The 21,551-nt window shown below is 72.8% G+C and carries 18 protein-coding genes; 10 read left to right on the top strand and 8 right to left on the bottom strand.

From position 1 onward, the window contains the following. Nucleotides 1-14: 14 nt before the first annotated feature. A complete protein-coding gene (locus O7607_RS27755; protein WP_269706397.1) occupies nucleotides 15-1,580 on the top strand; it encodes a pectate lyase family protein in 1,566 nt (521 codons plus the stop codon). A 61-nt stretch (nucleotides 1,581-1,641) separates the two neighbouring features. Here O7607_RS27755 and O7607_RS27750 read toward each other — a convergent pair whose 3' ends face one another. The 5 genes from O7607_RS27750 to O7607_RS27730 form a co-directional block, all read right to left on the bottom strand. Beyond that, nucleotides 1,642-3,372, bottom strand: a complete 1,731-nt coding sequence (locus O7607_RS27750) for a cellulose binding domain-containing protein (RefSeq protein WP_269706396.1) — start codon at nucleotides 3,370-3,372, stop codon at nucleotides 1,642-1,644. Nucleotides 3,373-3,400: 28 nt separating this feature from the next. Further along, a complete protein-coding gene (locus O7607_RS27745) occupies nucleotides 3,401-4,828 on the bottom strand; it encodes a non-reducing end alpha-L-arabinofuranosidase family hydrolase (RefSeq protein WP_269706395.1) in 1,428 nt (475 codons plus the stop codon). A gap of 338 nt (nucleotides 4,829-5,166) precedes the next feature. Next, nucleotides 5,167-6,231, bottom strand: coding sequence for an SRPBCC domain-containing protein (locus O7607_RS27740; protein WP_269706394.1), 1,065 nt, complete (start codon nucleotides 6,229-6,231; stop codon nucleotides 5,167-5,169). 21 nt (nucleotides 6,232-6,252) lie between these two features. Continuing rightward, complete coding sequence (locus O7607_RS27735; RefSeq protein WP_269706393.1) at nucleotides 6,253-7,584, bottom strand: low temperature requirement protein A; 1,332 nt, start codon at nucleotides 7,582-7,584, stop codon at nucleotides 6,253-6,255. Nucleotides 7,585-7,673: 89 nt separating this feature from the next. Continuing rightward, nucleotides 7,674-8,264, bottom strand: a complete 591-nt coding sequence (locus tag O7607_RS27730) for a TetR/AcrR family transcriptional regulator (RefSeq protein WP_269706392.1) — start codon at nucleotides 8,262-8,264, stop codon at nucleotides 7,674-7,676. 121 nt (nucleotides 8,265-8,385) lie between these two features. On the opposite strand from O7607_RS27730, the gene O7607_RS27725 reads away from it, so the two are divergent. Beyond that, nucleotides 8,386-10,026 carry an MDR family MFS transporter gene (locus O7607_RS27725; protein ID WP_269706391.1) on the top strand — a complete coding sequence of 547 codons (1,641 nt, stop codon included), beginning with the start codon at nucleotides 8,386-8,388 and terminating at the stop codon, nucleotides 10,024-10,026. A gap of 74 nt (nucleotides 10,027-10,100) precedes the next feature. Next, nucleotides 10,101-10,943, top strand: coding sequence for a phosphatase PAP2 family protein (locus tag O7607_RS27720; RefSeq protein ID WP_269706390.1), 843 nt, complete (start codon nucleotides 10,101-10,103; stop codon nucleotides 10,941-10,943). Between the two features lie 7 nt (nucleotides 10,944-10,950). On the opposite strand, the gene O7607_RS27715 is transcribed toward O7607_RS27720, so the two are convergent. Then, nucleotides 10,951-13,005 (bottom strand): cellulose binding domain-containing protein, encoded by a 2,055-nt coding sequence (locus tag O7607_RS27715; protein ID WP_269706389.1) that lies wholly within the window; start codon nucleotides 13,003-13,005, stop codon nucleotides 10,951-10,953. A gap of 245 nt (nucleotides 13,006-13,250) precedes the next feature. Between O7607_RS27715 and O7607_RS27710 the strand changes: the two genes are divergently transcribed. From O7607_RS27710 to O7607_RS27690, 5 genes are all read left to right on the top strand, one after another. Next, on the top strand, nucleotides 13,251-14,000 hold the full coding sequence (locus O7607_RS27710; RefSeq protein ID WP_269706388.1) for a lytic polysaccharide monooxygenase: 750 nt from the start codon (nucleotides 13,251-13,253) through the stop codon (nucleotides 13,998-14,000). After that, the gene (locus tag O7607_RS27705) at nucleotides 13,985-14,617 is read left to right on the top strand and encodes a DUF305 domain-containing protein (RefSeq protein WP_269706387.1); all 633 of its coding nucleotides are present in this window, start codon (nucleotides 13,985-13,987) and stop codon (nucleotides 14,615-14,617) included. The genes O7607_RS27710 and O7607_RS27705 overlap by 16 nt, the downstream gene beginning before the upstream one ends. A 327-nt stretch (nucleotides 14,618-14,944) precedes the next feature. After that, entirely contained in the window at nucleotides 14,945-16,534 is a 1,590-nt protein-coding gene (locus tag O7607_RS27700; RefSeq protein ID WP_269706386.1) for a DHA2 family efflux MFS transporter permease subunit, read from the top strand. 127 nt (nucleotides 16,535-16,661) lie between these two features. Beyond that, a complete protein-coding gene (locus tag O7607_RS27695; RefSeq protein ID WP_269706385.1) occupies nucleotides 16,662-16,889 on the top strand; it encodes a hypothetical protein in 228 nt (75 codons plus the stop codon). 35 nt (nucleotides 16,890-16,924) lie between these two features. Further along, nucleotides 16,925-17,995, top strand: coding sequence for a PIN domain-containing protein (locus O7607_RS27690; protein ID WP_269706384.1), 1,071 nt, complete (start codon nucleotides 16,925-16,927; stop codon nucleotides 17,993-17,995). 103 nt (nucleotides 17,996-18,098) lie between these two features. On the opposite strand, the gene O7607_RS27685 is transcribed toward O7607_RS27690, so the two are convergent. Then, complete coding sequence (locus O7607_RS27685; RefSeq protein WP_269706383.1) at nucleotides 18,099-19,358, bottom strand: hypothetical protein; 1,260 nt, start codon at nucleotides 19,356-19,358, stop codon at nucleotides 18,099-18,101. Between the two features lie 92 nt (nucleotides 19,359-19,450). Here O7607_RS27685 and O7607_RS27680 point away from each other — a divergent pair, with 92 nt between their 5' ends. Together O7607_RS27680 and O7607_RS27675 are read left to right on the top strand one after the other, a co-directional pair. After that, entirely contained in the window at nucleotides 19,451-19,924 is a 474-nt protein-coding gene (locus O7607_RS27680; RefSeq protein ID WP_269706382.1) for a molybdenum cofactor biosysynthesis protein, read from the top strand. A gap of 148 nt (nucleotides 19,925-20,072) precedes the next feature. Continuing rightward, a complete protein-coding gene (locus tag O7607_RS27675; protein WP_269706381.1) occupies nucleotides 20,073-20,639 on the top strand; it encodes a sigma-70 family RNA polymerase sigma factor in 567 nt (188 codons plus the stop codon). Nucleotides 20,640-20,767: 128 nt separating this feature from the next. On the opposite strand, the gene O7607_RS27670 is transcribed toward O7607_RS27675, so the two are convergent. Continuing rightward, on the bottom strand, nucleotides 20,768-21,502 hold the full coding sequence (locus tag O7607_RS27670; protein ID WP_269706380.1) for a zf-HC2 domain-containing protein: 735 nt from the start codon (nucleotides 21,500-21,502) through the stop codon (nucleotides 20,768-20,770). Nucleotides 21,503-21,551: the final 49 nt, after the last annotated feature.

Raw genomic sequence — 21,551 nt, 5'->3', positions numbered from 1 at the left:
AGGAATGAGGCGACATGAGAAGACCAGTCGCGCTGCGACTCCACGCGGCACTGGCCACGGCGGTCGTGGGAATCGCCGTCGCCGTGGTGATGCCGTCCCCGCAGGCGTCGGCGGCGGCCGGCAGCGCCACCGGCTACGCCACCCAGAACGGCGGCACCACCGGCGGTGCGGGCGGGCAGACCGTACGCGCCACCACCGGCACCGCCATCCACGCCGCGCTGTGCGGCCGGGCCAGCAGCAGCACCCCGATCATCATCGAGGTGACCGGGACCATCAACCACGGCAACACCAGCAAGGTCTCCGGATCGAGCTGCAACACCGCGGACGGCGTGATCGAGCTGAAGCAGATCAGCAACGTCACCATCATCGGGGTGGGCAGCGGCGCGGTCTTCGACCAGCTCGGCATCCACATCCGCGACTCCCGCAACATCATCATCCGGAACGTCACGGTGCGGAACGTCAAGAAGTCCGGCTCGCCCACCTCCAACGGCGGTGACGCGATCGGCATGGAGAGCAGCGTCCGCAACGTGTGGGTCGACCACGTGACGCTGGAGGCGTCCGGCGGGGAGTCGGAGGGCTACGACGGCCTGTTCGACATGAAGGACGACACCCAGTACGTGACGCTGTCGTACAGCATCCTGCGCAACTCCGGTCGCGGCGGCCTGATCGGGTCCAGTGAGAGCGACCGCGGCAACGGCTACATCACGTTCGAGCACAACCTGTACGAGAACATCGACTCCCGTACGCCGCTGCTGCGCGGCGGCATCGCCCACATGTTCAACAACCACTACACCGGGCTGCACGAGTCGGGCATCAACTCCCGCGCCGGCGCGCGGGCCAAGGTGGACAACAACTACTTCCGCAACTCCAAGGACGTGCTCGGCACGTTCTACACCAGCGAGCGCGGCACCTGGCAGGTCAGCGGCAACATCTTCGACAACGTGACCTGGTCCTCGCCCGGGACGGACAACTACCCGGCGGGCCCGAACGTGACGTCGACGACCACGGTCAGCGTCCCGTACTCGTACCGGCTCGACGCGGCGAGCTGCGTGCCGGACATCGTGCGGCAGACGGCGGGGCCCAACACCGGCCTGCGCGTGTCCGACGGGAACTGCTCGCCGCAGTCCCCGGCCCCGACCACGCCGGGGCCGACCACGCCCGCTCCCACCACGCCACCGCCCGGGACGACCACCCCGCCGCCGTCCGGCGGGACCAACCTGAGCCTGCTCTCCGGCGCCGGGGCCGACGGGTCCAGCAAGGCCGACGGCACCAGCTACGGCAACGTGCGCGACGGCAACCTGAGCACGTACTGGTCGCCGTCCGGGTCGACCGGCACCGTCTCGATCAAGTGGGGCTCGGCCACCACCGTGTCCCGCGTGGTCATCCGCGAGCCGTCCGGCACCTCGGGTTCGATCGGGTCGTGGCAGCTCGTCAACAACGACACCGGCGCGGTGCTGGCCTCCGGCAGCGGGGCCGGCCAGATCACCTTCGGCGCGACCTCACTGAAGAAGATCAACTTCAAGATCAACAGCTCCAGCGGTACGCCGAGGGTCGGCGAGTTCGAGACGTACGCCGGCTAGCAAGTCACACACGAGCGGGGGCGGCCGATCCGGCCGCCCCCGCCCTTGTTCGTGTCCCCGGTCAGAGGGTGAGCACGACGGTGGAGATGCTCCGTGCGCCGACGCTCACCGTCACCTGGTTGCCGTTCACGCCCACCGGCTGGCTCGCCGCGCTGGCGTTCTGCGACGTGGCCACGTACTCCGCCCGGCTGACGTTCTGCGGCGCCTGGATGATCGCGTTGTTCACCGCGCTGGTCGACCGGTTGAGGATCACCAGCGTGACCTTCCCGTCGCCGGAATAGGCCGTCACCTCCAGCGGCGACGCCTTCGAGCTCTTGGTGAGGGCGACCCGCTGGTAGCCGGGCCGCACGTACTTCGCGTACTGCGAGAACGCGTACCCGCGCTTGAGCGGCGCGCCCGCCACCGTGCCGTACGCGGACTCGCCGTCACCGATGAACGAGTAGTAGCGCTTGCCGTACCACCAGACGTACGCGCTCCAGTTCGACTCCATCGACTTGTGCACGGTGCGCATGATGTCGTCGAGCGTCTCGTTCCAGGCCGCGGCGTTGGCCGGGTTGCCCCAGATGTTGGAGCCGCCGCCGTCGGCCTCGTGCAGGTTCCACTCGGTCATCCACACCGGCTTGTTGTACTGCTGCGCCAGCGTGTACGGCTTCAGCCGGCCGGACGCCTCGGTGCCGTAGAGGTGCCCGCCGATGTAGCCGATGTTGTTGCGGGCGGCCGCGTCGTTGAGCGTCGGGTCGGTGTAGCCGTAGTTCAGGTTCACCGCCTCGGCGACCATCAGCTTGGTGTTCTGCACCTTGGCGCCCTGTTCCCGGACGAAGGTCTGCAGCTCGGTGCCGCTCCAGTCCATCGAGTCGTAGTCCGGGTGCCAGTCCGGCTCGTTCTGCACGGACGTGACGTCGATCGTCACGCCCTGGTTGCGCATGTACTGGACGTAGCTGTTGAGGTGGTTGGCGTAGTCGTCGTAGTAGTCGGTGCGCAGCTTGCCACCGTTGATCCGGCTGTTGTTCGTCTTCCAGGCCGCCGGGGCGGTCCACGGCGACGCCATGATCTTCACGTTCGACCCGTACGACTTCGCCGTGCGCAGCGCGCTGACCTGGGTGTCCCACTCGCCGGACACCGGCGAGATGCCGGTACGCACGATGGACAGGCCGAGCTGGTTGGGGCCGAGCCCGACGAGCGTCTGCGTCTCGGCCGTCGACCAGGCGCCGCCCCAGATCGACACCGCGGTGCCGAACCCGTCGATGGTCTGGTAGCGGCTGGCGGTGTTGACGGTGATGTCCGCCGCCCCGGTGGGCGGCGGGGTGCTCGGTGAGGTGGTCGGCGAAATCGTCGGCGACGTTGACGGCGAGGTGGACGGCGACGTCGGCGTCGTTCCGCCGGTGCAGGTCACCCCGTTGAGCGCGAAGCTCGTCGGTGCGGGGTTGCTGCTGGTCCAGGCCCCGTTGAAGCCGAACGACGTGGTGCCGTTGGTGGGGATGGACCCGTTGTAGTCGACGTTGCGGGCGGTGACAGCCGCTCCGCTCTGGGTCACCGTGGCGTTCCACGCCTGGGTGACAGTCTGGCCGGCGGCGTAGGACCAGGTGAGCGTCCAGCCGTTGACCGGGTCACCGAGGTTGGTGACTGTGACGTTCGCGCCGAAGCCGCCCTGCCACTGCGACGACACGGCGTAGGTGACCGCGCAGCCGGCGGCCGCCGCCCCGGCCGGCAGCGCCGCGGCCATCGCGGTCGACGCCAGCAGGACGGCCCCGACCGACAACACCGCGGTACGGGTCGTTCTGTGCCTTCTCATCGGGCCTCTCTCTCCTCGATCGGTCGGCTCAGCGCTGGAGGGTGAGCAGTCCGGGTCGGTAGGGCAGGAGGCCGTAGTCGCCGCCGGAGTTGGGGGAGCGGCCCTGGTAGAGCAGTTGGAGGTTGCAGGGGTCGACGGTGAAGGTCTGGTCGGCGGTGGTGCGGATCAGTTCGCCGTGGCTGATGTCGTTGGTCCAGGTGGCGCCGCTGTTGGCCTTGCCGGCGAACGGGTTGGACTCGGTGGCGGCCTGGGGGGTCCACGATCCGTTGAGGCTGGTGGCGGTAAAGGACCGGAAGTAGCGGCCCTGCGAGCCGATGGCCTCGACGATCATCAGGTAGCGGGTCTGGCCCTGCAGCTTGTAGACCTGCACGGCTTCGAACAGGTTGTTCGTGCTGTCGGACATGATGGTGGTGTAGTTGGAGCCGAAGCTGCCGGGGAAGTTCCCGAGCGGCATGCTGGAGCGGTAGATCTTGCCGTTGTCACCGGCGAAGAACAGGTACATGTTCTGGTCGTCGGCGATCAGCGTCTGGTCGATCGGGCCGGTGCCGGAACCGGAGATGCTGCCGGTGAACAGCGGCTGCGCCGACGACCATCCGTTCGGGTTCGTCGGATTCGTCGACGTCCGGTACGAGAACGCGGTCGGCCCCCACTGGTAGGCCAGAACCCAGATGTTGCGCGGCGCGAAGTAGAACAACGTCGGCGCCACGGTCCCCGACGACATCGCGTTCTGCGACGCCGAGGCCATCTGCGACCAGTTGGAGAACAGCCCGAAGTTCATCGACCCCCACCTCGTGCCGGTGTCGTGCGTGGTGGCGTAGACCAGGTGCTGCCCGTTGTAGGGCACGACGGTGAAGTCCTTCAGCGACACCCAGCCCGAGCGCGGCTGCGCCAGCGCGCCGGTGGAGGACCACCGGTACGACGACGGCAGGTTGCACGTGTTGCCCGGCGGCGGTGTCGTGGGCGGCGTCGTGGTGGGCGGCGTCGAGGTCGGCGGCGCGGTGGTGGGTGAGCCGGTCGGGCCGCCGGTCGGCGTGGTGGTGCCGCCGGTGCAGGTCACCCCGTTGAGCGCGAAGCTGGTCGGCACCGGGTTGCTGCCGGTCCAGGAGCCGTTGAATCCGAACGACGTGCTGCCGTTCGTCGGGATCGACCCGTTGTAGTCGACGTTGCGCGCGGTCACCGCGGACCCGCTCTGGGTCAGGCTCGTGTTCCACGACTGGGTCACCGTCTGCCCGGCGCCGAAGGACCACGTCAGCGTCCAGCTCGACACCGGGTCGCCGAGGTTCGTGATGGTGACGTTGGCGCCGAATCCGCCCTGCCACTGCGACGGGATCGCGTAGTTCACCGAGCAGCCGGCGGCGGCCGCGCCGGCGGGCAGCGCCACGGCGACGGTCGCCGACGCGAGCAGCGCGGCACCTGCCGACGCCAATATGGCACTGACTGATCTGGATCTGGGCATGAACTGACCTCCTGCGGGGGCGGCGGCTCTGGCATTGGCGGTGGCGATTGTGTTGTGAGCGTTAACAGCCGCGTCAGGGATGTTACGGGAGCGCTCCCACGCACTCAACAACCCATTTCCGCACCCACCGAATCAGCGCCCACCCCGGCGCCCAGCCCGCACCCACCCCGCACCCGCCCTCCGCCCGCACCCCCCCCGCCGCGCGCCCGTGCGCGCCGATCATGAAGTTGGCCGCAGTCAATGCGGACAAATCCGCGGCCCAACTTCATGATCGACCGGGCCGGGCCGCGCGGGCCGAGTCGGCCGGGCCGGGCAGGGCGGGGGGAGGGGAAGGTGGGTCAGGCGGGGGTGCAGGGGGTGTTCTCGGCGGCGCAGGCGGCGGGGGCGTCGTGCTGGGGGTCCGGGTCGCGGACGTCGAACCGGATGGTGGCGGACTGGCCGCCCGGCAACGCCCCACCGGTGAACGTGACCACGGTGCCGTTCTGGGTGGCCTCGGCGCCACTCACACTGCCCACAGTGGCGCCGTCGTGCAGCGTCACGGTGACCGTCCAGCCCGGACGCAGCGCCGGGCCGGGATTGCGCAGCACCACCTCACCCCGGTAGCCGAAGACCCGGTCGTTCACCGTCTCGTACGTCGCGGTCAGCGGTGCCGCGACCACCGTCGAGGGCGTCGCGCTCGGCGTACGGCTGGGGGTGGGCGACGGTGTCGGCGAGGGCGACGCGCTGCGGCGGCTGGCGCTGGGGGTGGGCCGCGCGGTCGTGGGGCGCGCGGAGGGCGTGGCGCTGGACGGCATGACCAGCGATGTCGTGGGCGCCGGCGCGGCCGGCGCGGGCGGGTCGTCGCCGGTGGCCCACACCGTCGCCCCGGCCGCCGCGGCGACCAGCGTGACCGCGCCCGCCGCCAGCAGCGCCCGGCGCCGCCCGGGCCGGCGGGGCTCGTCGCCGAGCAGCCGGACCACAGGTAGTTCGGCGGTCAGCCCGCCCTCGGCGCGGCGCAGGTCGACGTTCTGGAACGCCAGCCAGTCGAGAATGGCCGGCAGCCGTCCGGTCACCGCCTGCTCGTGCTGCTCGGCGCGGGCGTCGGCGTCCCAGTCGCCCTCCTCGAGGACCTCGCGGACGGACAGCCGGGTGCCGTGCGCGGTGGGGGTGAGGTCGCAGGCGAGCCGGGTGGCCCGGCCGGCCTCCCGGCAGCGGACCACCAGCCGGTCCGGTGCGCGCAGCTCGACGGTCTCCACCTCGGTGTCGCCGTCGTAGCCGGGCAGCGCGGCGGTGGCCAGGATCCACCGGTCGGACCCGGGCGCGCTGTCGGCGAACCACTTGGCCAGCAGCGCGCGTTCCGTGAGCGCCCGCCAGACCCGGGCGGGCGGGTGGAACAGGTCGACCTCGGTGACGATCTCGATCACGCGGAGACTCTAGGGCCTGTGTCAAGGCCGGTGTGGGGCGCTGTCGCCGTCGTCGCGCCAGCGGGCGCGCCAGGCGGCCTCGCTCTCCTCGGCGCTGGCCTTCTCCTCGTGCATCAGCCGGCGCAGCGAGGCCCGGCCGTCGGCGAAGATCACCAGCTCGGCCGCGACGAGGGCCACGCAGATCGCGGTGAGCAGGCCCAGCGCGCCGAGCGCCGGCAGGTGCCGGCCGACCGGCAGTGCCGCGGCGAGCAGGACGAGGGTGCCGAGGCGGGTCCAGGACAGTGTCCGCAGCGCGCGCCACTGGAACGCCATGTTGGCGGCGAGGTAGAGGAGCACGCCACCGAAGAGCAGCGGCACGGCCGGACCGTGGCCGCGCTCCATCGCGCCGCCCGCCGGGTCGGTGACGATCCGGACCAGCTCCTCGGCGCCGATCGCGAACAGGATCACCCCGGCGATCATGGGCAGGTAGAGGTAGGCGTACGCGTCGCGGGCCAGGGTCACCCGGGCGTGCCCCTGCGCGGCGTGCAGCGCGATCCGGGCGGCCGGGCCGATCATGTCGAAGTGCGCCCACCAGAGCGCCGCGGTGAACAGGATGCCGAAGATCGCCGCCGGGATCGCCGGCCAGGTCACGGGCTGGCCGAGCAGGTTGCCGCCGACGCCGACGGAGATGACCGACTCGCCGAGCGCGATGATCAGGATCAGGTCGTACCGTTCGGTCCAGTGCTCGGCCGAGGTGATCTTCCAGCCGTCGGTGCCGGCCAGCAGACCGCTGCTGTACTGGATGGCCACCACGGCGATCCACAGCCCGTCGCGCAGCCACGGACCGACCTCCGGGGGTACGCGCGGGGGTAGCAGCGCCGCCACCAGCAGCAGGGTGGCGGTGACCAGCGCCTCGGGCAGGAACAGCCGCAGCTTGCGCCGGGCCGGCGGGTCGTCACGCGTGGCGTACCAGTACAGGGCGGTGTGCACGAACCGGATCACCACGTAGCTGATCGTGACCAGGATCGGTCCGGCGCTGCCCTTGTCCAGGTCGCCGAACGTCTGCGGCAGCGCGAGCGCGAAGGTGAACAGCGCGATCATGCCGACCACCATGAGGATCGGCACGAAGCCCTCGCCGAGGCGCAGCCGGGCGGCGACGGCGCTGTGAACCACCCAGCACCACCACAGCACGGCGAGCACCAGCAGCGCGTGCAGCAGCTCCCTCGGGGTCACGTTCGCGGCGGTGGCGCGCGTGATGATGAAGAAGGACACCACGAAGACGAGGTCGAAGAAGATCTCGAACCGGTCGACCCGGGTGGCGGGGGCGACGCCGGTCGCCGGCCCGAGCCCCTTGCGCCACCGGTCGCCACCCACCGGGCGAGTGTGTCAGCCCAGGTCAGGCGGGGTGCCGCTTTCGCCGGCCATTCCACCGCCCCGACCGGGAGCGGGCGGCCGGGGAGCGCTCAGCCCGCGGTCGGGGCGGCCAGGGCGAGCACGTCGCGCAGCACGTCGCGCAACGGCCGCCCCGGGTGTTCCAGCCACTCGTGCGCGGCGATCCGCAGCGAGGCGAGGAACGTCGCGGCGACGATCCGGGCCCGCAGCGGCGCGTCGGATCCGGTCAGCCGGCGGGCCAGTTCGGCGGCCATCTCCCGCTCGAGGGCCGCGTACGCGGCGACCTGGTGGGCGGCCAGGCTGGGGTGGCCGTGCAGCTCGCGGCGCCGGTTGAGCCAGGGCTCGGCCGGGTCGTCGAAGCCGTCCTCGGCCTGGGCCAGGGCGGCCCGGGTCAGCGCCGCCCACGGCGACAGTTCGGCCGGCTGGTCCGCGACCAGCGTGAGGAGCCGGCGCAGCCGCAGCGTGTCGCCGTGGAAGAGGGCCTCCTCCTTGCCGCCGAAGTAGTTGGAGAACGTCCGCCGGGAGACGTTCGCGGCGTCGGCGATCGCCTCGACGGTGATCCGGTCGGGGCCGTGCGCGACGGCGAGGGACAGCGCCGCCTCGTGCAGCGCCAGGCGGGTGGCCGCCTTCTTCCGCTCGCGCAGCCCGGTGCACTCCTCCATGCGTCCAGCGTAGGTGACCCATTTCTCAATGGGCAAACTTGCCTACCGGGCAAGGTTTAGTGTTGATTGCTTGAGGCAACGAAGCGGCCACCCCGTATCGACACACCTGGAGGACGCGCGCATGAGCGCACCCACCGCGACGGCTGAGGCCGCCCCCATGAGCAAGCGGAAGACGCTGGAGGCGCTCAGCGGTCTGCTGCTGGTGCTCTTCGTGGCCATGCTGAGCAGCACCGTGGTCTCGACCGCCCTGCCGAAGATCATCGGAGCGCTCAACGGCTCGCAGACGCAGTACACCTGGGTGGTCACCGCCACCCTGCTCACCGCCACGGCGACCACCCCGATCTGGGGTAAGCTCGCCGACCTGTTCAACAAGAAGCTGCTGATCCAGGTCGCCATCGTGGTGTTCCTGGTCGGCTCGGTCGCGGCCGGCTTCGCGCAGAGCGCCGGGCAGCTCATCGCCGCCCGCGCCTTCCAGGGCATCGGCGTCGGCGGTCTCCAGGCGCTCGTGCAGGTCGCCATCGCGGCCATGATCCCGCCGCGTGAGCGGGGCCGCTACAACGGCTACCTGGGCGGCGTCATGGCGCTGGCCACCGTCGGCGGCCCGCTGCTGGGCGGCCTGATCGTGGACACCTCCTGGCTCGGCTGGCGCTGGTGCTTCTTCGTCGGCGTACCGGTCGCGGCCGCCGCGCTGTTCCTGCTCCAGATCACCCTGAACCTGCCCACCGTGCGCCGGGCCAACGTCAAGATCGACTACCTGGGCGCCGCGCTCATCGCCGCCGGCGTCAGCGTGCTGCTGATCTGGATCTCGTTCGTCGACGACTCGTTCGCCTGGGCCTCCTGGCAGACCGGCGCCATGGTCGGCGGCTCGGTGCTGCTGCTCGCACTCGCCGTCTGGGTGGAGGCACGGGCCGCCGAGCCGGTGGTGCCGCTGCACATCGTCCGCGAGCGCACCACCGCCCTGGCGATCCTGGGCAGCCTCGCGGTCGGCATGGCGATGTTCGGCGGCGCGGTCTTCCTCGGCCAGTACTTCCAGATCGGCCGCGGCTACAGCCCGACCGAGGCCGGCCTGCTCACCATCCCGATGATGGCCGGCGTGCTGATCTCCTCGATCGTGGCCGGCCGGATGATCACCGCCACCGGGAAGGTCAAGCCGTACATCGTGTTCGGGGCGGTCGTGCTGGTCGTCGGGTTCGCCATGCTCGGCACCATCGACCACGAGACCTCGCTGGTCTTCGTCGGCCTCGCGATGTTCATCGTCGGCGTCGGCGTCGGCATGACCATGCAGAACCTGGTGCTCGCCGTGCAGAACACGGTCGCGCTCAAGGACATCGGCGCGGCCAGCGCCAGCGTCGCGTTCTTCCGGTCGCTCGGCGGCACCATCGGTGTCTCCGTGCTCGGCGCGGTGCTCGCCCGCCGGGTCAGCGACCGGATCACACACGACCTCGCCGCGGCCGGCATCCCCGCCTCCGGCGGGGGCGGCGGCAGCACGCTGAACCTCGACGCGCTGCCCGAGCCGGTCCGGCAGATCGTGCGGGCCGCGTACGGGGACGCAACGGGGCACATCTTCCTGATCTCGGCCGCCATCGCGGTGGTGGGTATCGTGGCGGCGCTGCTGCTGCGCCCGGTCACCCTGCGTTCCAGCCTCGATCTGCCGGACACCGGCCGATCGGTGGCGGTGGGAGCGGACGCCGTCGACGGCGCGCCCGCCTTCGACGAGGTGAGCGTGGACTCGGCCGGCCGGGAGGAACACGCCCGCCGCTGAGCCCGTACCCCCAGGGCCGTCGCCGACCCCGGCGGCGGCCCTGGCCCATGCGGGGACGAACCGAAGGAGGAGCCGTGGACGTCACGCGGACCGCGCCCGCCCGCCTCGCCGCATGGCAGCGGGCCGCGCGGGAGCTGGCGCTGGTCGCCGTGCTCTTCCTGGCCTACAAGGCGGGCCGTCAGGTGGTGGCCGACCACGCCGGCGTGGCCCTGGCCAACGGTGAGTGGGTCTGGCGGCTGGAGCGGTTGCTGCGCCTGCCCGACGAGATGCTCGTGCAGGGGCCGCTGCTGTCGCACGAGCTGCTGGTGCGCGTCGCCAACTCCTACTACGCCTACATGCACTTCCCGGCCACCGTGCTCTGCCTGGTCTGGCTCTGGCTGCGCCGCCCGGCCCACTACCTGCGCCTGCGGCGCGCCCTGGCGTCGCTCACGGCGGTGGCGCTGGTGCTGCACGTCTGCGTTCCGCTCGCGCCGCCGCGGCTGACCCCGCTCACCGGACTGGTCGACACCGGCACCCGCTACGGCCCGAGCGTCTACGGTCCCCCCGACACCGACCAGCTCAGCAACCAGTACGCGGCCATGCCGTCGCTGCACGTGGGCTGGGCGCTGGCGATCGCGCTGGCGCTGATGGCGGTCACCACCGGACGCCTCCGCTGGCTCTGGCTGCTCCACCCCCTGGCGACCGCGCTCGTGGTGGTGGTCACCGGCAACCACTACTGGCTCGACGGCGCCGTCGCGGTGGCGCTGCTCGTGGCGATCCTGGCCGTCCTGCCGCCGCCCGCGCCGGAACCGCCCACGCTCCCGTCCGGACCGGTGCGCCCGCACGTGGTGCCGGCGCCCCGGCGGTCAGGCCGCCGCCGGAACCCGAAGGTCCCGGCGACGGCCGACGTGCGGCTGCGGCCACCCGGCCGCGGCTGAGGGCTCCTCAGCGCACCGTGCAGACCGTGCCGTTGAGGCGGAACGCCCCCGGCGGCACGTTCGGCCCGCTGTACGCGCCGACGAAGCCGACGGTCGTGCTGCCGCCGTCGGCGGCGAGCCGCCGGTTGTCGGCGGTGGGCGTCACCCGGACGGTGCGGCCCTGCTGGTCCCAGGTGGCGCTCCACCCGCTGCTCACCTGCTGCCAGGCGGTCGGCCAGGTCCAGGTGAGCGTCCAGCCGTCGACGGCCTTCGTGCCCGTGTTGATCACCTCGACGTTCGCCACGTACCCGTTGCCCCAGTCGTTGTCGTCGTTGAACCGCACCGCGCAGGAGCTCTCGGCGGGGCTGCCGGTGGCGAAGGTCAGCGGCGGCGACGACCAGGAGACCCGTCCGGCGGTGTCCCGGGCGAGCACGTTGACCGTGTAGCGGGCGCCCGGTTCGAGGTTGCCCACCGTCAGCGACGTGCCGGCGGTCTCACCGAGCTGCTCGCTCACCGCGCCGTACTGCCGGTGCACCTCGTACTTCGCGATCGGGGACGCGCCCGGCGTGGCCGCCGGCCAGGAGATGGTCGCCGCGCGGTCGGTCACCGCGCCCGCCGTCGGCCGGCCCGGGGCGCCGGGCCTCCCGGCCGAGCTGCCGGCCGGTCGCAGCACGAGCGTGGTCAGCGAGTACGGCGGCAGCGTGCGGGTGCTCGCGTCGCCCGAACGGCCGGTGCTGATCCCGGTCGCGCCGTTGGTGAGCGTGTGCACGGTCGGCGCCTCGTCGGCCGGAGTGAACCCGGCGTAGTCGAGCGCCACCGGGTGGGCGTTGTCCGGGTCCTTGTTGAGCAGCAGGACCGCGACGCTGCCGTCCGGCCGGCGTACCGCGTGCGCGGCGACCAGCGGCTCGTCCGTCCCGGCCCGGACCAGTTGGTCCCCGGGCCGGACGAACAGGTTCATCATCGACAGCGCGTGGTACGGCGCGAACGGGGTGTTGAACGCCGGCTGGCACACCTCGCCGTCGCTGGTGCAGTTGCCGCTGGACAGCAGCCCGAAGTCGCCGTAGTCGGTCTGCCCGGCCACCTCGGAGACGGTGCCGATGCCGTTGTGCACGTTCCACCACTGCACGGTGAACACACCCTGCTCCAGCAGCCCGCTGTAGGCGTCGGCGAGGAACAGCGCGCCCGGCGCGGTGGTACGGCCGACGTCCACGTTCAGCTCGGTGAAGCTGATGCCGATCCGGTCCGCGCCGGCACCGGCGTACCGGGCGATCTGCTGGCGCAGCAGCCAGGCCGCGTCGGGCAGGTGGTTGGTCCGGGCCAGCGAGTCGGCGGCGTTGCCGCCCGGGTACCAGTGCACGTCCACGAAGTCGATCTTCGGACCGGCGATGGAGAGGACCGTCTGGTTCCACGGGCCCGGGTCGGAGCCGGCGGTGATGCCGTCCGGCCAGTTGCCGGGCATGGTGAGCACCGCGCCGACCTTGATGCTCGGGTCCACCGCCTTCATCGCGTCGGCGTACTCGACCACCAGCCGGGCGTACTGGGAGGCGCTCTTGTCCGGGTGGTCGTCGGCCTCCCAGGCGGAGCCGTAGTGGCCGTTGCCGTAGTTCTCGTTGCCGACCGTCCACCACTTGGCGCCGTAGCCCTTGGTGACGTTGGCGTAGCGGACCCAGGCGGCCGCCTCGGCGGGCGTGCCGGTGCCGTAGTTCGCGATGATCATCGGCTCGGCGCCGACTCGGCGGGCGCCGGCCATGAACGTGTCGAAGTCGGTGTTCGGCGCGACGTAGCCGCCGGGCGCGGTGTGCGTCTCCCAGTGGTAGATGTCGGCGTACGAGCCGCCGGGGTAGCGCAGCATCTTCACGCCCGCGGCCTTGAGCAGGTCGGACGTCTCGGCGCTGCCGAGCTGCGCGTCCCAGATGGCGTGGTTGACGCCGAGCGCGGTGGCCGGGACGGTGGCCAGCCCGGCGCGGGTGTTCACGGTGACGGTGACCGGGTCGGTGGGTTCGGCGGCGGCCGGTCCGCCGGCGGTGCCGAGCGCGGTGGCGAGCAGCAGCAGGCCGGCCGCGAACGCGGTGGGTCTTCTCATCCGGGGATGTCCTTCGGGGGAGTGGAACGACGGGGAGATGCCCGGTTCTGCGTCGTCCTCCCGGAGCGCGACGGCGGCGGGATGCCCACGAACGACGATCGGCTCCGCGCGGCGAGCCATCGATCAGGATCATACGCCCGGCGCCGGGGAGTGCAGGGCTTAATTTATAGACAGGAGTCTTTACTGTTAACAATGTTTAATTTATGTTCGGGGCACCTTCCGTTCCCCCCGAAGGAGTTGCCACCATGCGCCGAAGAATCACCCTCCCGCTGCTCACCGCCGGTGCCGTCACCGGGACGCTGGCGCTCGCCGCGCCCGCGCAGGCCCACGGCTACGTCTCCTCGCCGCCCAGCCGCCAGGCGCTCTGCGCGCAGAACCGGGTCCCCGACTGCGGCCAGATCAAGTACGAGCCGCAGAGCGTCGAGGGCCCCAAGGGCCTGCGCAGCTGCCACGCCGGCATCGCCCAGTTCGCGGTCCTCAACGACGACAGCCGCAACTGGCCGGCCACCTCGGTCGGCAGCAGCGTCACGTTCACCTGGGTCAACACCGCCCGGCACGCCACCGCCAACTGGGAGTACTGGATCGGCGGCACCCGGGTCGCCGTGGTCGACGGCGGGGGACGCCAGCCCGGCGCGACCGTCTCGCACACGGTCAACCTCGGCGGCTTCTCCGGCCGGCAGAAGCTGCTCGCCATCTGGAACATCTCCGACACCGCCAACGCGTTCTACTCCTGCGTCGACCTCCAGATCGGCGGCGGAGGCGGCAACCCGACCCCGTCACCCACCCCGACGGCGGCGCCCACCACCCCCGCGCCCTCGCCCACGCCCACCCGGACCAGCACCCCGGCACCGGGCGGTACGTGGACCGCCGGGCGGGCGTACCAGGTCGGTGACACGGTGACCTACGACGGCCGCACCTACCGCTGCCGCCAGGCGCACACCGCCATCGCCGGCTGGGAGCCGCCGAACGTACCGGCGCTGTGGCAGCAGATCTGAGCCCGCGTACCCGCGCGGCGGAGCCGGCCGGTCCCCGGCTCCGCCGCGCGTCCGCCGCCACCCTGCTCGGCGTGGTGCTGGCCCTGCCCGGGTGCGGCGGGCCGCCCGCCGCTGATCCGTCCCCGCCGGTCCCGTCCGCCACGGCGTCGGTCCCGGCCGGCGCGGACGCCACCACCAGCGGGATCGACGCGTTGTTCCTGGCCATGATGGTGGCGCACACCGAGCAGACCCTGGAGATCGTCGGCGTCGGCCTCGACCGCGCCACCGACCCGCGGATCCGCACCCTGATCGCCGCCGTCCGGGCCACCGAGACCGACGAACTCGCGACCATGCGCGGCTGGCTGCGCGAAGCGGGCCCGTCAGCCGCCGCCGCGGCCGCCCGGCACGACCACTCCGGGCACAGCGACGCCGCCGCCGGACTGGCCCGGCTACGCGCCGCCGCGCCCGCCGACGCCGACCGGGTGCTGCTCGACGTGCTCGGCCGGCACCAGCGCACCGCGGCCGACCTGGCCCGCGCCCAGGTCGCCGCCGGGACCAGCGAGCGGGTACGCGACCTCGCCCGCCGCATCGACCGCTCCCGTACGGCTGAGGTCGAGCTGATGGCCGGCCTGGGTTGAGCGGCAGGCTCGTGTACTTCCTGGAGTCGTTCGGACGGGCATGACCTTCGTCACGGTCGCGCCCGCCGGCCGCGCCCCGACAAGACTGGCGAATCGGCGTGCACCTGCCCTTTCCGCGAGCCGACGGAGCAGTTCGGCGCCGGTGACGCGGCGGCTCCGGGCACCGGGCTGGTTCGCCCCTCGGCAAAACCGGCCGCGTCTCGTCGCAGGTCATGGCTACGCTGTCGCCCGGACGCCGCCCGCCGCGCGTTCCGCCCGCGCTCCACCGACGGCGCGCGGTGCCGCCACCGCCACCTTCGTGCCGGACCGGATTCCAGGAGACCGTCAGTGACCCAGCAACCCGTCGCGACGTCGACGAAGCTCGACGCCGCCGTACTCAAGGTGGCCGGCGTCGTCGTGCTCGGTGCGATCATGTCGATCCTCGACGTGACAGTCGTCAGCGTGGCGCTGCCGACGTTCCAGAGCGAGTTCGACGCCACGTACGCCCGCGTCGCATGGACCATGACCGGCTACACACTCGCGCTGGCCACTGTCATTCCGCTCAGCGGCTGGGCCGCCGACCGGTTCGGCACGAAGCGCCTCTACATGGTGGCGCTGGCGCTGTTCACCATCGGCTCCGGGCTCTGCGCCACCGCCGACTCGATCGGCGAACTGATCGCCTGGCGGGTCGTCCAGGGCCTCGGCGGCGGCATGCTCATGCCGCTCGGCATGACGATCATGACCCGGGCCGCCGGCCCGCACCGCATCGGCCGCCTGATGGCGGTGCTCGGCATCCCGATGCTGCTCGGCCCGATCACCGGCCCGATCCTCGGCGGCTGGCTGATCGACGTGGCGAGCTGGCACTGGATCTTCCTGATCAACCTGCCGATCGGCCTGGTCGCGCTCGTCTACGCCCAGCTGGCGCTCCCCAAGGACAACGCCGAGCCGTCCGAGTCGTTCGACTTCCTCGGCATGCTCATGCTCTCGCCGGGTCTCGCGCTGTTCCTCTACGGCATCTCCACGCTGCCCGAGACCGGCACGGTCGCCGACACCAAGGTCTGGCTGCCGATGCTCGTCGGCGGCGCGCTCGTGGTCGCCTTCGTGCTCTACTCGTTCCGGCCCCGGCACCCGCTGCTCGACCTGCGGCTGTTCCGCAACCGCAACCTGACCATCGCCGCCGTCACCATGTTCGTGTTCATCATCGCGTTCATGGGCGCCGGCCTGCTGTTCCCCAGCTACTTCCTCCAGGTGCGCGGCGAGACGACGCTGACCGCGGGCCTGCTGATCGCGCCGCAGGGCATCGGCGCGATGCTGACCATGCCGATCGCCGGCATGCTCGCCGACAAGGTGCCGGTCGGCCGTACGGTGCCGTTCGCGCTGGTGCTCATCGCGGCCGGGTTCTTCACCTTCACCCAGCTCGGCACCGACACGTCGTACTGGCTGCTCTGCGGCTCGCTGTTCGTGATGGGCCTCGGCATGGGCGGCACGATGATGCCGATCATGACCTCGGCGCTGAAGACGCTCAGCGCGGCCGAGGTGGCGCGCGGCTCCACGCTCGTCAACATCCTCCAGCAGATCGGCGGTTCCGTAGGCGCCGCGGTCATGTCGGTCATCCTCACCAGTGAGCTGAACGGCTCGCAGCCGATCCCCGGCGTCACCGACCCGGCCACCGGCGCCCCGCTGACCGAGGCCCAGCTCGCCATCGCCGCGCAGCAGCAGCCCGAGCTGCTCCAGCAGTTCCCGGTGCCGCCGTCGCTGATCGAGCGCGGGCTCGACTTCGCGGCGAACTCCTTCTCCACCACGTTCTGGGTGGCCTTCGGTCTGGTACTGCTGACCTTCGTCCCGGCCGCGTTCCTGCCCCGCCGCCGCGAGCCCTCCCACCTGCTCGACGGGGACCCGGGCGAGGACAAGCGTCCGATGCCGGTCCCGATCCACTGACCGCCGCCGTGACCCGGGGCCGGACGCGTTCGCGTCCGGCCCCGGGCCGTTCCGGCGTCGCGATCCGCCACCCCGGCCAGGGCCGACGCCTAGGATCGGAACCGGAACCGGAGGAAGGCGGGCCAGCGTGAGCGCAGACGACGACGCGCAGCGGTCGGCGCGACGGCGCAACCGGCTGCTGCTCGCGGGCCTGCTCGCCGTCGTCGGGCTGATCCTGCTGCTGCTCGGGCTCACCGTCGCCACCGGCACCGTCGCCGGCGTCGAGGTGGTGCTCGCGCTGTTGCTGCTGGTGACCAGCTACGCCATCCAGCGGGTGGCCCGCCGCGAGACCGTCTACCGCGACGAGCGGCGCTGACCGGCGCGGCGGTCCGGCCGGGCTAGGCTGCCTCCGTGGATCACGAAGACCGCATCGCGCTGTTCCTCGACTACGAGAACCTGGCCCTGGGCGTCCGCGACCATCACGGCGGCCGGCCGTTCGACTTCCGGCCGATCGCTGACGCGCTCGCCGAGCGGGGACGCGTGGTGGTGCGCCGGGCGTACGCGGACTGGTCGTACTTCGACGAGGACCGGCGGATGCTCACCCGCTCACACGTCGAGCTGATCGAGATACCGCAGCGGATGGGCGCCTCCCGCAAGAACGCCGCCGACATCAAGATGGCGGTGGACGCGGTCGAGCTGGCGTTCGAGCGCGGCTACATCTCCACGTTCGTGATCTGCACCGGCGACAGCGACTTCACCCCGCTCGTGCACAAGCTGCGCGAACTCAACAAGCGGGTGATCGGCGTCGGAGTCGAGAAGTCGACCTCCGCGCTGCTGCCGCCGGCCTGCGACGAGTTCCTCTACTACGACCGCCTCGAAGGCGTGGACGTACCGCCGCCCGCCGCCCGCCGGTCGCGCCCGGCCCGGCCCTCGCCCGCGGAGCCGGCGCCCGAGCCGGTGGCGGAGACCCCGGCCGAGGACGATTCGGCGCGGGATGTCGACACGCTCGCCGTGCAGCTCGTGCAGACAGTCGCCGGCATGCAGGGCAGCTCCAGCGGCGACGTGACCGCCTCCGCGCTCAAGCGCGCTCTGCTGCGCAAGGACCCCACGTTCAGCGAGTCCGACTATGGCTTCCGGACCTTCGGGGAACTGCTGCGCCACCTCGCCGCGCACAACGTGGTGGAGCTGGCCGCCGGGCCGGCCAAGGGCGACCCGGAGGTTTCGCTCCCCGAGCAGGGCGACCGGGAGGTCGCGTTCGGGCTGCTGCGCTCCGTGGTGGTGGACCTCGCCGCGGACGGTGGCGCGGTGGCGCTGTCCGGCCTGAAGGACCAGCTCCGGCGCGCGCGGCCCGACTTCAGCGAGAAGAAGCTCGGCTACCGCAGCTTCCTCCAGTTCTGCAAGGCGGCCGCGACGGGCGGAGCGGTGGAGCTGCGCTGGAGCCCCGACGACGGCGACTACCTCCTGACTCCCCACACCCCCTGACACGCCTCGCCCTCTCGCCCCCGGCCCTCGCCCCCGCGATCTTGCACTTTCGGCCCTCCGAAAGCGGGACGAATCCCTCACCCCCCGGGCCAGAAGTGCAAGATCAACGGTGGGTGTGCGGGTCGGTGTCTGCCTTGGCGGCCGCGCCGCGTCGTACGGCCGGGCCGAGCCGCAGGCCCACCAGGTCCAGGAGGGTCTGCGGCTCGGACGACGCGGTCGGGCTCGGCTCGTCCGTCGGGCCGGGCCCTCCGGTCGGGTCCGGATCGCCCGTCGGGCTCACGGTCGGCGCCGGGGTCACCGGGTCGGCGGGTGGCGCGGTCGGTTCGACGGGTGCCGGCGGGCGGTCGCCGGGGCGCGTCGGCGGCGCCCCGGCGACAGGTGGTGCGGTGGTGAGGACCCGCCCGCCCGGCAGGGTGACCGGGTGACGCTCCGGTCGCGGCGCGGACCGGGTCGGCCGGGGAATCGGCGGCGACGACGGGCCGGCCGGAGTCGCCGTGTACGGGGCCGGAGGTGAGGGAGCCGTGGCGGGAGCGGTTGCCGGGTGGGTCGCCGATCGGTGCGCCGGATCGGTCTGCCCGGCGGTGGCCGTCCAGGTGCCGGCGGAGGTGACGCCCAGCAGCACCGCCACCGCCGCGACGCCCGCTGCCGCCAGCCGCTGGGGAAGCGCCCGTTCGGCCGGGGCGTCCCACGGGCCGAGCGGCCGGGGTGGCCGGGGCCGGGCAGCCCGGTGCGCGGATCGCAGCGCCTCGACGTCCTCGACGACCGCCTGTCGCGTGCCGGTGGCGCCGGCGTGGGCCAGGGTGAGGTAGAACCGGGCGTTCGCCGCACCAGGTGCCGGTACGCGGAGACCCGCCGGGGTGCCACCGTCGGCGCCGTGCAGCAGGGTGACCGGGCGGCCCGGGTGGTGCCCGAGGCCGTGCAGCTCCCGCAGGGGCCAGTCCCGCCGGACGTCGTGCCCGGCGAAGGCCACCCGCCGGTCGGTCACCACGGCGGCGCCGCTGTCGACCACGCGCAGTCCCGCCGGTAGCGGACCGTCGGCCGGGTCGAGGCAGCCCGCGAGTGTGCGGCCCGGCACCGGCAGCCCGGGCAGGTGCCGGGCGGTGGCCTCGACCAGGTCGACGGTGGGCAGGATGCGGTAGACGATCTCGCCGTCGTCCAGCGGCACCGGCAGCGGGGTGCCCGGCAGCGCGCAGCCGTGGAAGCCTGCCGCCTCCATCGCCAGCCGGTCGAGGTGTTCGGCGTGCCGGCGCCAGATCCGGGCCGCCGCCTCGTACGCCCGGCGCCGGCGCTCGTTCTCGCGCCGGGCCCAGGCCAGCCGCCGCCGCGGATGAGCCCCGATCGCGTCGTGTCGCCTCGCCGTCACACCTGGTACAACGGCCCTGCTCGGGACGCGGATACGTGAGCGCGGCTATCGTCCGGTTTGGCGATGGTATGCCCGTGATTAGACTTCGGGGCATGCCGCGGATCGTCCAGTTGTCGGCCTCGCCCGTACACCGGTACGTGGGCCGCCCGGCGGACGGGCCCGCCCCGGCACCACCGGGTGAACTGGTCGACGAGGTGCAGGTGCGCGCCGGGCTCGGCATCGTCGGTGACCGCTACTTCGGCCGTCCCGCGCACCGGCAGGCGAGCGTCACGCTGATCGCGCGGGAGTCGCTGCCGCCGGGCGCGGATCTCACCCAGTTGCGGCGCAACGTGCTGACCGACGGCATCCCGGTGGACGAGCTGGTCGGGCGCGTCCTCACGCTCGACTCCGGTGCCGGCCCGGTCCGGCTGCGGGTGCACCGGGCCGCCCCGCCCTGCGCGTGGCTCGACGTGGTGGTCGCCCCCGGTACGTGGAAGGCGATGCGCCGCCGTGGTGGCGTCCGGTGCGCCCCGCTCACCGACGGCGTCCTGCGGGTCGGGCCGGTCACCGTGTCCGTCGACGACTGACAGCGGTGGAACTTTTCCCACCCGCCGGCCGACCAATCGAGGGCGGCCGGAACCCGGCGCCGGCAGGAGGGACGCCAGGAATGAACCGAGCGGGGCCCGTTTCCGTACCGTCCGGCATGAGCATGCCGGACCGGCGGGCCGGCCGCGGATGAGCCCGGACGCCGACGACGAGCAGGTGACCGGGTGGGCCCGTCGTGCCGCCCGGGGAGACCAGCTGGCCGCGGCCGCGTTCGTCCGGGCCCTCCAGGCGCCGGTGTGGCGGTTCCTCGCCCACCTGGCCGGGCCCGCCGAGGCCGACGACCTCGCCCAGGAGACGTTCCTGCGCGCGTTGCGCAGCCTGCCCGGCTTCGCGGGCCGGTCGTCGGCGCGTACCTGGATCTTCACCATCGCCCGCCGGGTCGCGGTGGACCACGTGCGGGCGGCGACCGCCCGGCCCCGCGTGGCGGCGCTGCCGGACTGGCAGGCCGCCGCCGAGGCGGCCGGCGCGGTGACCGGCGGCGGGGACGACGGCGTGGTGCTGCGCGGCCTCATCGCCACGCTGCCGCCGGACCGGCGGGAGGCGTTCGTGGCCACCCAGGTGCTCGGCCTGTCCTACGCCGAGGCGGCCGAGGTGTGCGGCTGCCCGGTGGGCACCATCCGCTCCCGCGTGGCCCGTGCCCGTGAGGACCTGGTCGCCGCCTGGTCCGGCGACGCCCGCGACCGCCGGGCCCGCTGAGGCCGCGACCGCCGGGACTCGCCGGGACGGCACTGCGGGATCGCGGGAACGCAAAGGCCCGCGGGAACACGGGCCCGCGCGGAGAGGCAGAAGGCCCGCGCGGGGACGCACCGGCTCCGCGCGGACCGTCAGGCGGCGCGCCGGTCGCGGGCCTGTGCCGGGTACGGGCCGGGCGGCACCAGCCGCAGCGCCGGCGCGGCCGGTTCCTCGGCCGGCAGCGCCCACCGCGATCCGTCCGACCGGCGCTGCCCGGGTGGCGTGTCGCCGGGGCGCCGGCCGAGCCGGGACAGCACCAGCATCACGGCCCAGCCGACCAGCAGGAAGCCGTGGCTGACCAGACGGGTCATCGCCACCTGCCCGGTGATCAGGTCGTTCACCGACAGCAGCACGAGCGTGGCGACGAACGCGCTGAGCATCGGCAGCAGGCCGGACGGGGCGGACCGGCGCGCGGCCACGTAGAGGAACCCGGCGCCGACGGCGACGTTCCAGGCCGCCGACTCGTGCCACAGGTGCTGGCCGGAGACGTGTGCGTGCGCGACGACCGCCTCCCGTCCGATCTGGGCCAGGCCGAGCACGAGCTGCACCGCGCCGAGCAGGCCGAGCGCCCCGCGCAGGCCGAGCGTGATCCGGTGGCGGCGGCTGGGCCGGGGCGGCGGGGCGGCGGCCAGGACCGCGTCGACCAGGTCGGGTACCCGTGGGGCGAGCTGCGTACGGGCACGCCGGGTCACCGACGCGGCGGTGTCGAACCAGGCGCGGCAGCCGGCGCAGCCGGTCAGGTGCGCCTCGGCCGCCTCGATCTCCGACCCGGACGCCTCACCGTCCAGCTGTGCCGACAGGATCTCCCGCCACTGCTCACACACCATGTAGGGATAGTCGTCCGGACGGTCCGCCTGGTTCCCGGCGGGGTGCGGG

The sequence above is a fragment of the Micromonospora sp. WMMA1949 genome (assembly GCF_027460145.1).
Taxonomy (GTDB): domain Bacteria; phylum Actinomycetota; class Actinomycetes; order Mycobacteriales; family Micromonosporaceae; genus Micromonospora.
Note: the sequence above shows the minus strand (reverse complement) of the source record. Positions and strands in the feature narration are given on the sequence as shown.

Excerpts from the sequence above, each read along its gene's own strand:
- O7607_RS27755 (WP_269706397.1), top strand. The coding sequence starts at position 15 with ATGAGAAGACCAGTCGCGCTGCGACTCCACGCGGCACTGGCCACGGCG.
- O7607_RS27750 (WP_269706396.1), bottom strand. The coding sequence starts at position 3,372 with ATGAGAAGGCACAGAACGACCCGTACCGCGGTGTTGTCGGTCGGGGCC.
- O7607_RS27745 (WP_269706395.1), bottom strand. The coding sequence starts at position 4,828 with ATGCCCAGATCCAGATCAGTCAGTGCCATATTGGCGTCGGCAGGTGCC.
- O7607_RS27730 (WP_269706392.1), bottom strand. The coding sequence starts at position 8,264 with ATGGAGGAGTGCACCGGGCTGCGCGAGCGGAAGAAGGCGGCCACCCGC.
- O7607_RS27725 (WP_269706391.1), top strand. The coding sequence starts at position 8,386 with ATGAGCGCACCCACCGCGACGGCTGAGGCCGCCCCCATGAGCAAGCGG.
- O7607_RS27715 (WP_269706389.1), bottom strand. The coding sequence starts at position 13,005 with ATGAGAAGACCCACCGCGTTCGCGGCCGGCCTGCTGCTGCTCGCCACC.
- O7607_RS27710 (WP_269706388.1), top strand. The coding sequence starts at position 13,251 with ATGCGCCGAAGAATCACCCTCCCGCTGCTCACCGCCGGTGCCGTCACC.
- O7607_RS27680 (WP_269706382.1), top strand. The coding sequence starts at position 19,451 with ATGCCGCGGATCGTCCAGTTGTCGGCCTCGCCCGTACACCGGTACGTG.
- O7607_RS27675 (WP_269706381.1), top strand. The coding sequence starts at position 20,073 with ATGAGCCCGGACGCCGACGACGAGCAGGTGACCGGGTGGGCCCGTCGT.
- O7607_RS27670 (WP_269706380.1), bottom strand. The coding sequence starts at position 21,502 with ATGGTGTGTGAGCAGTGGCGGGAGATCCTGTCGGCACAGCTGGACGGT.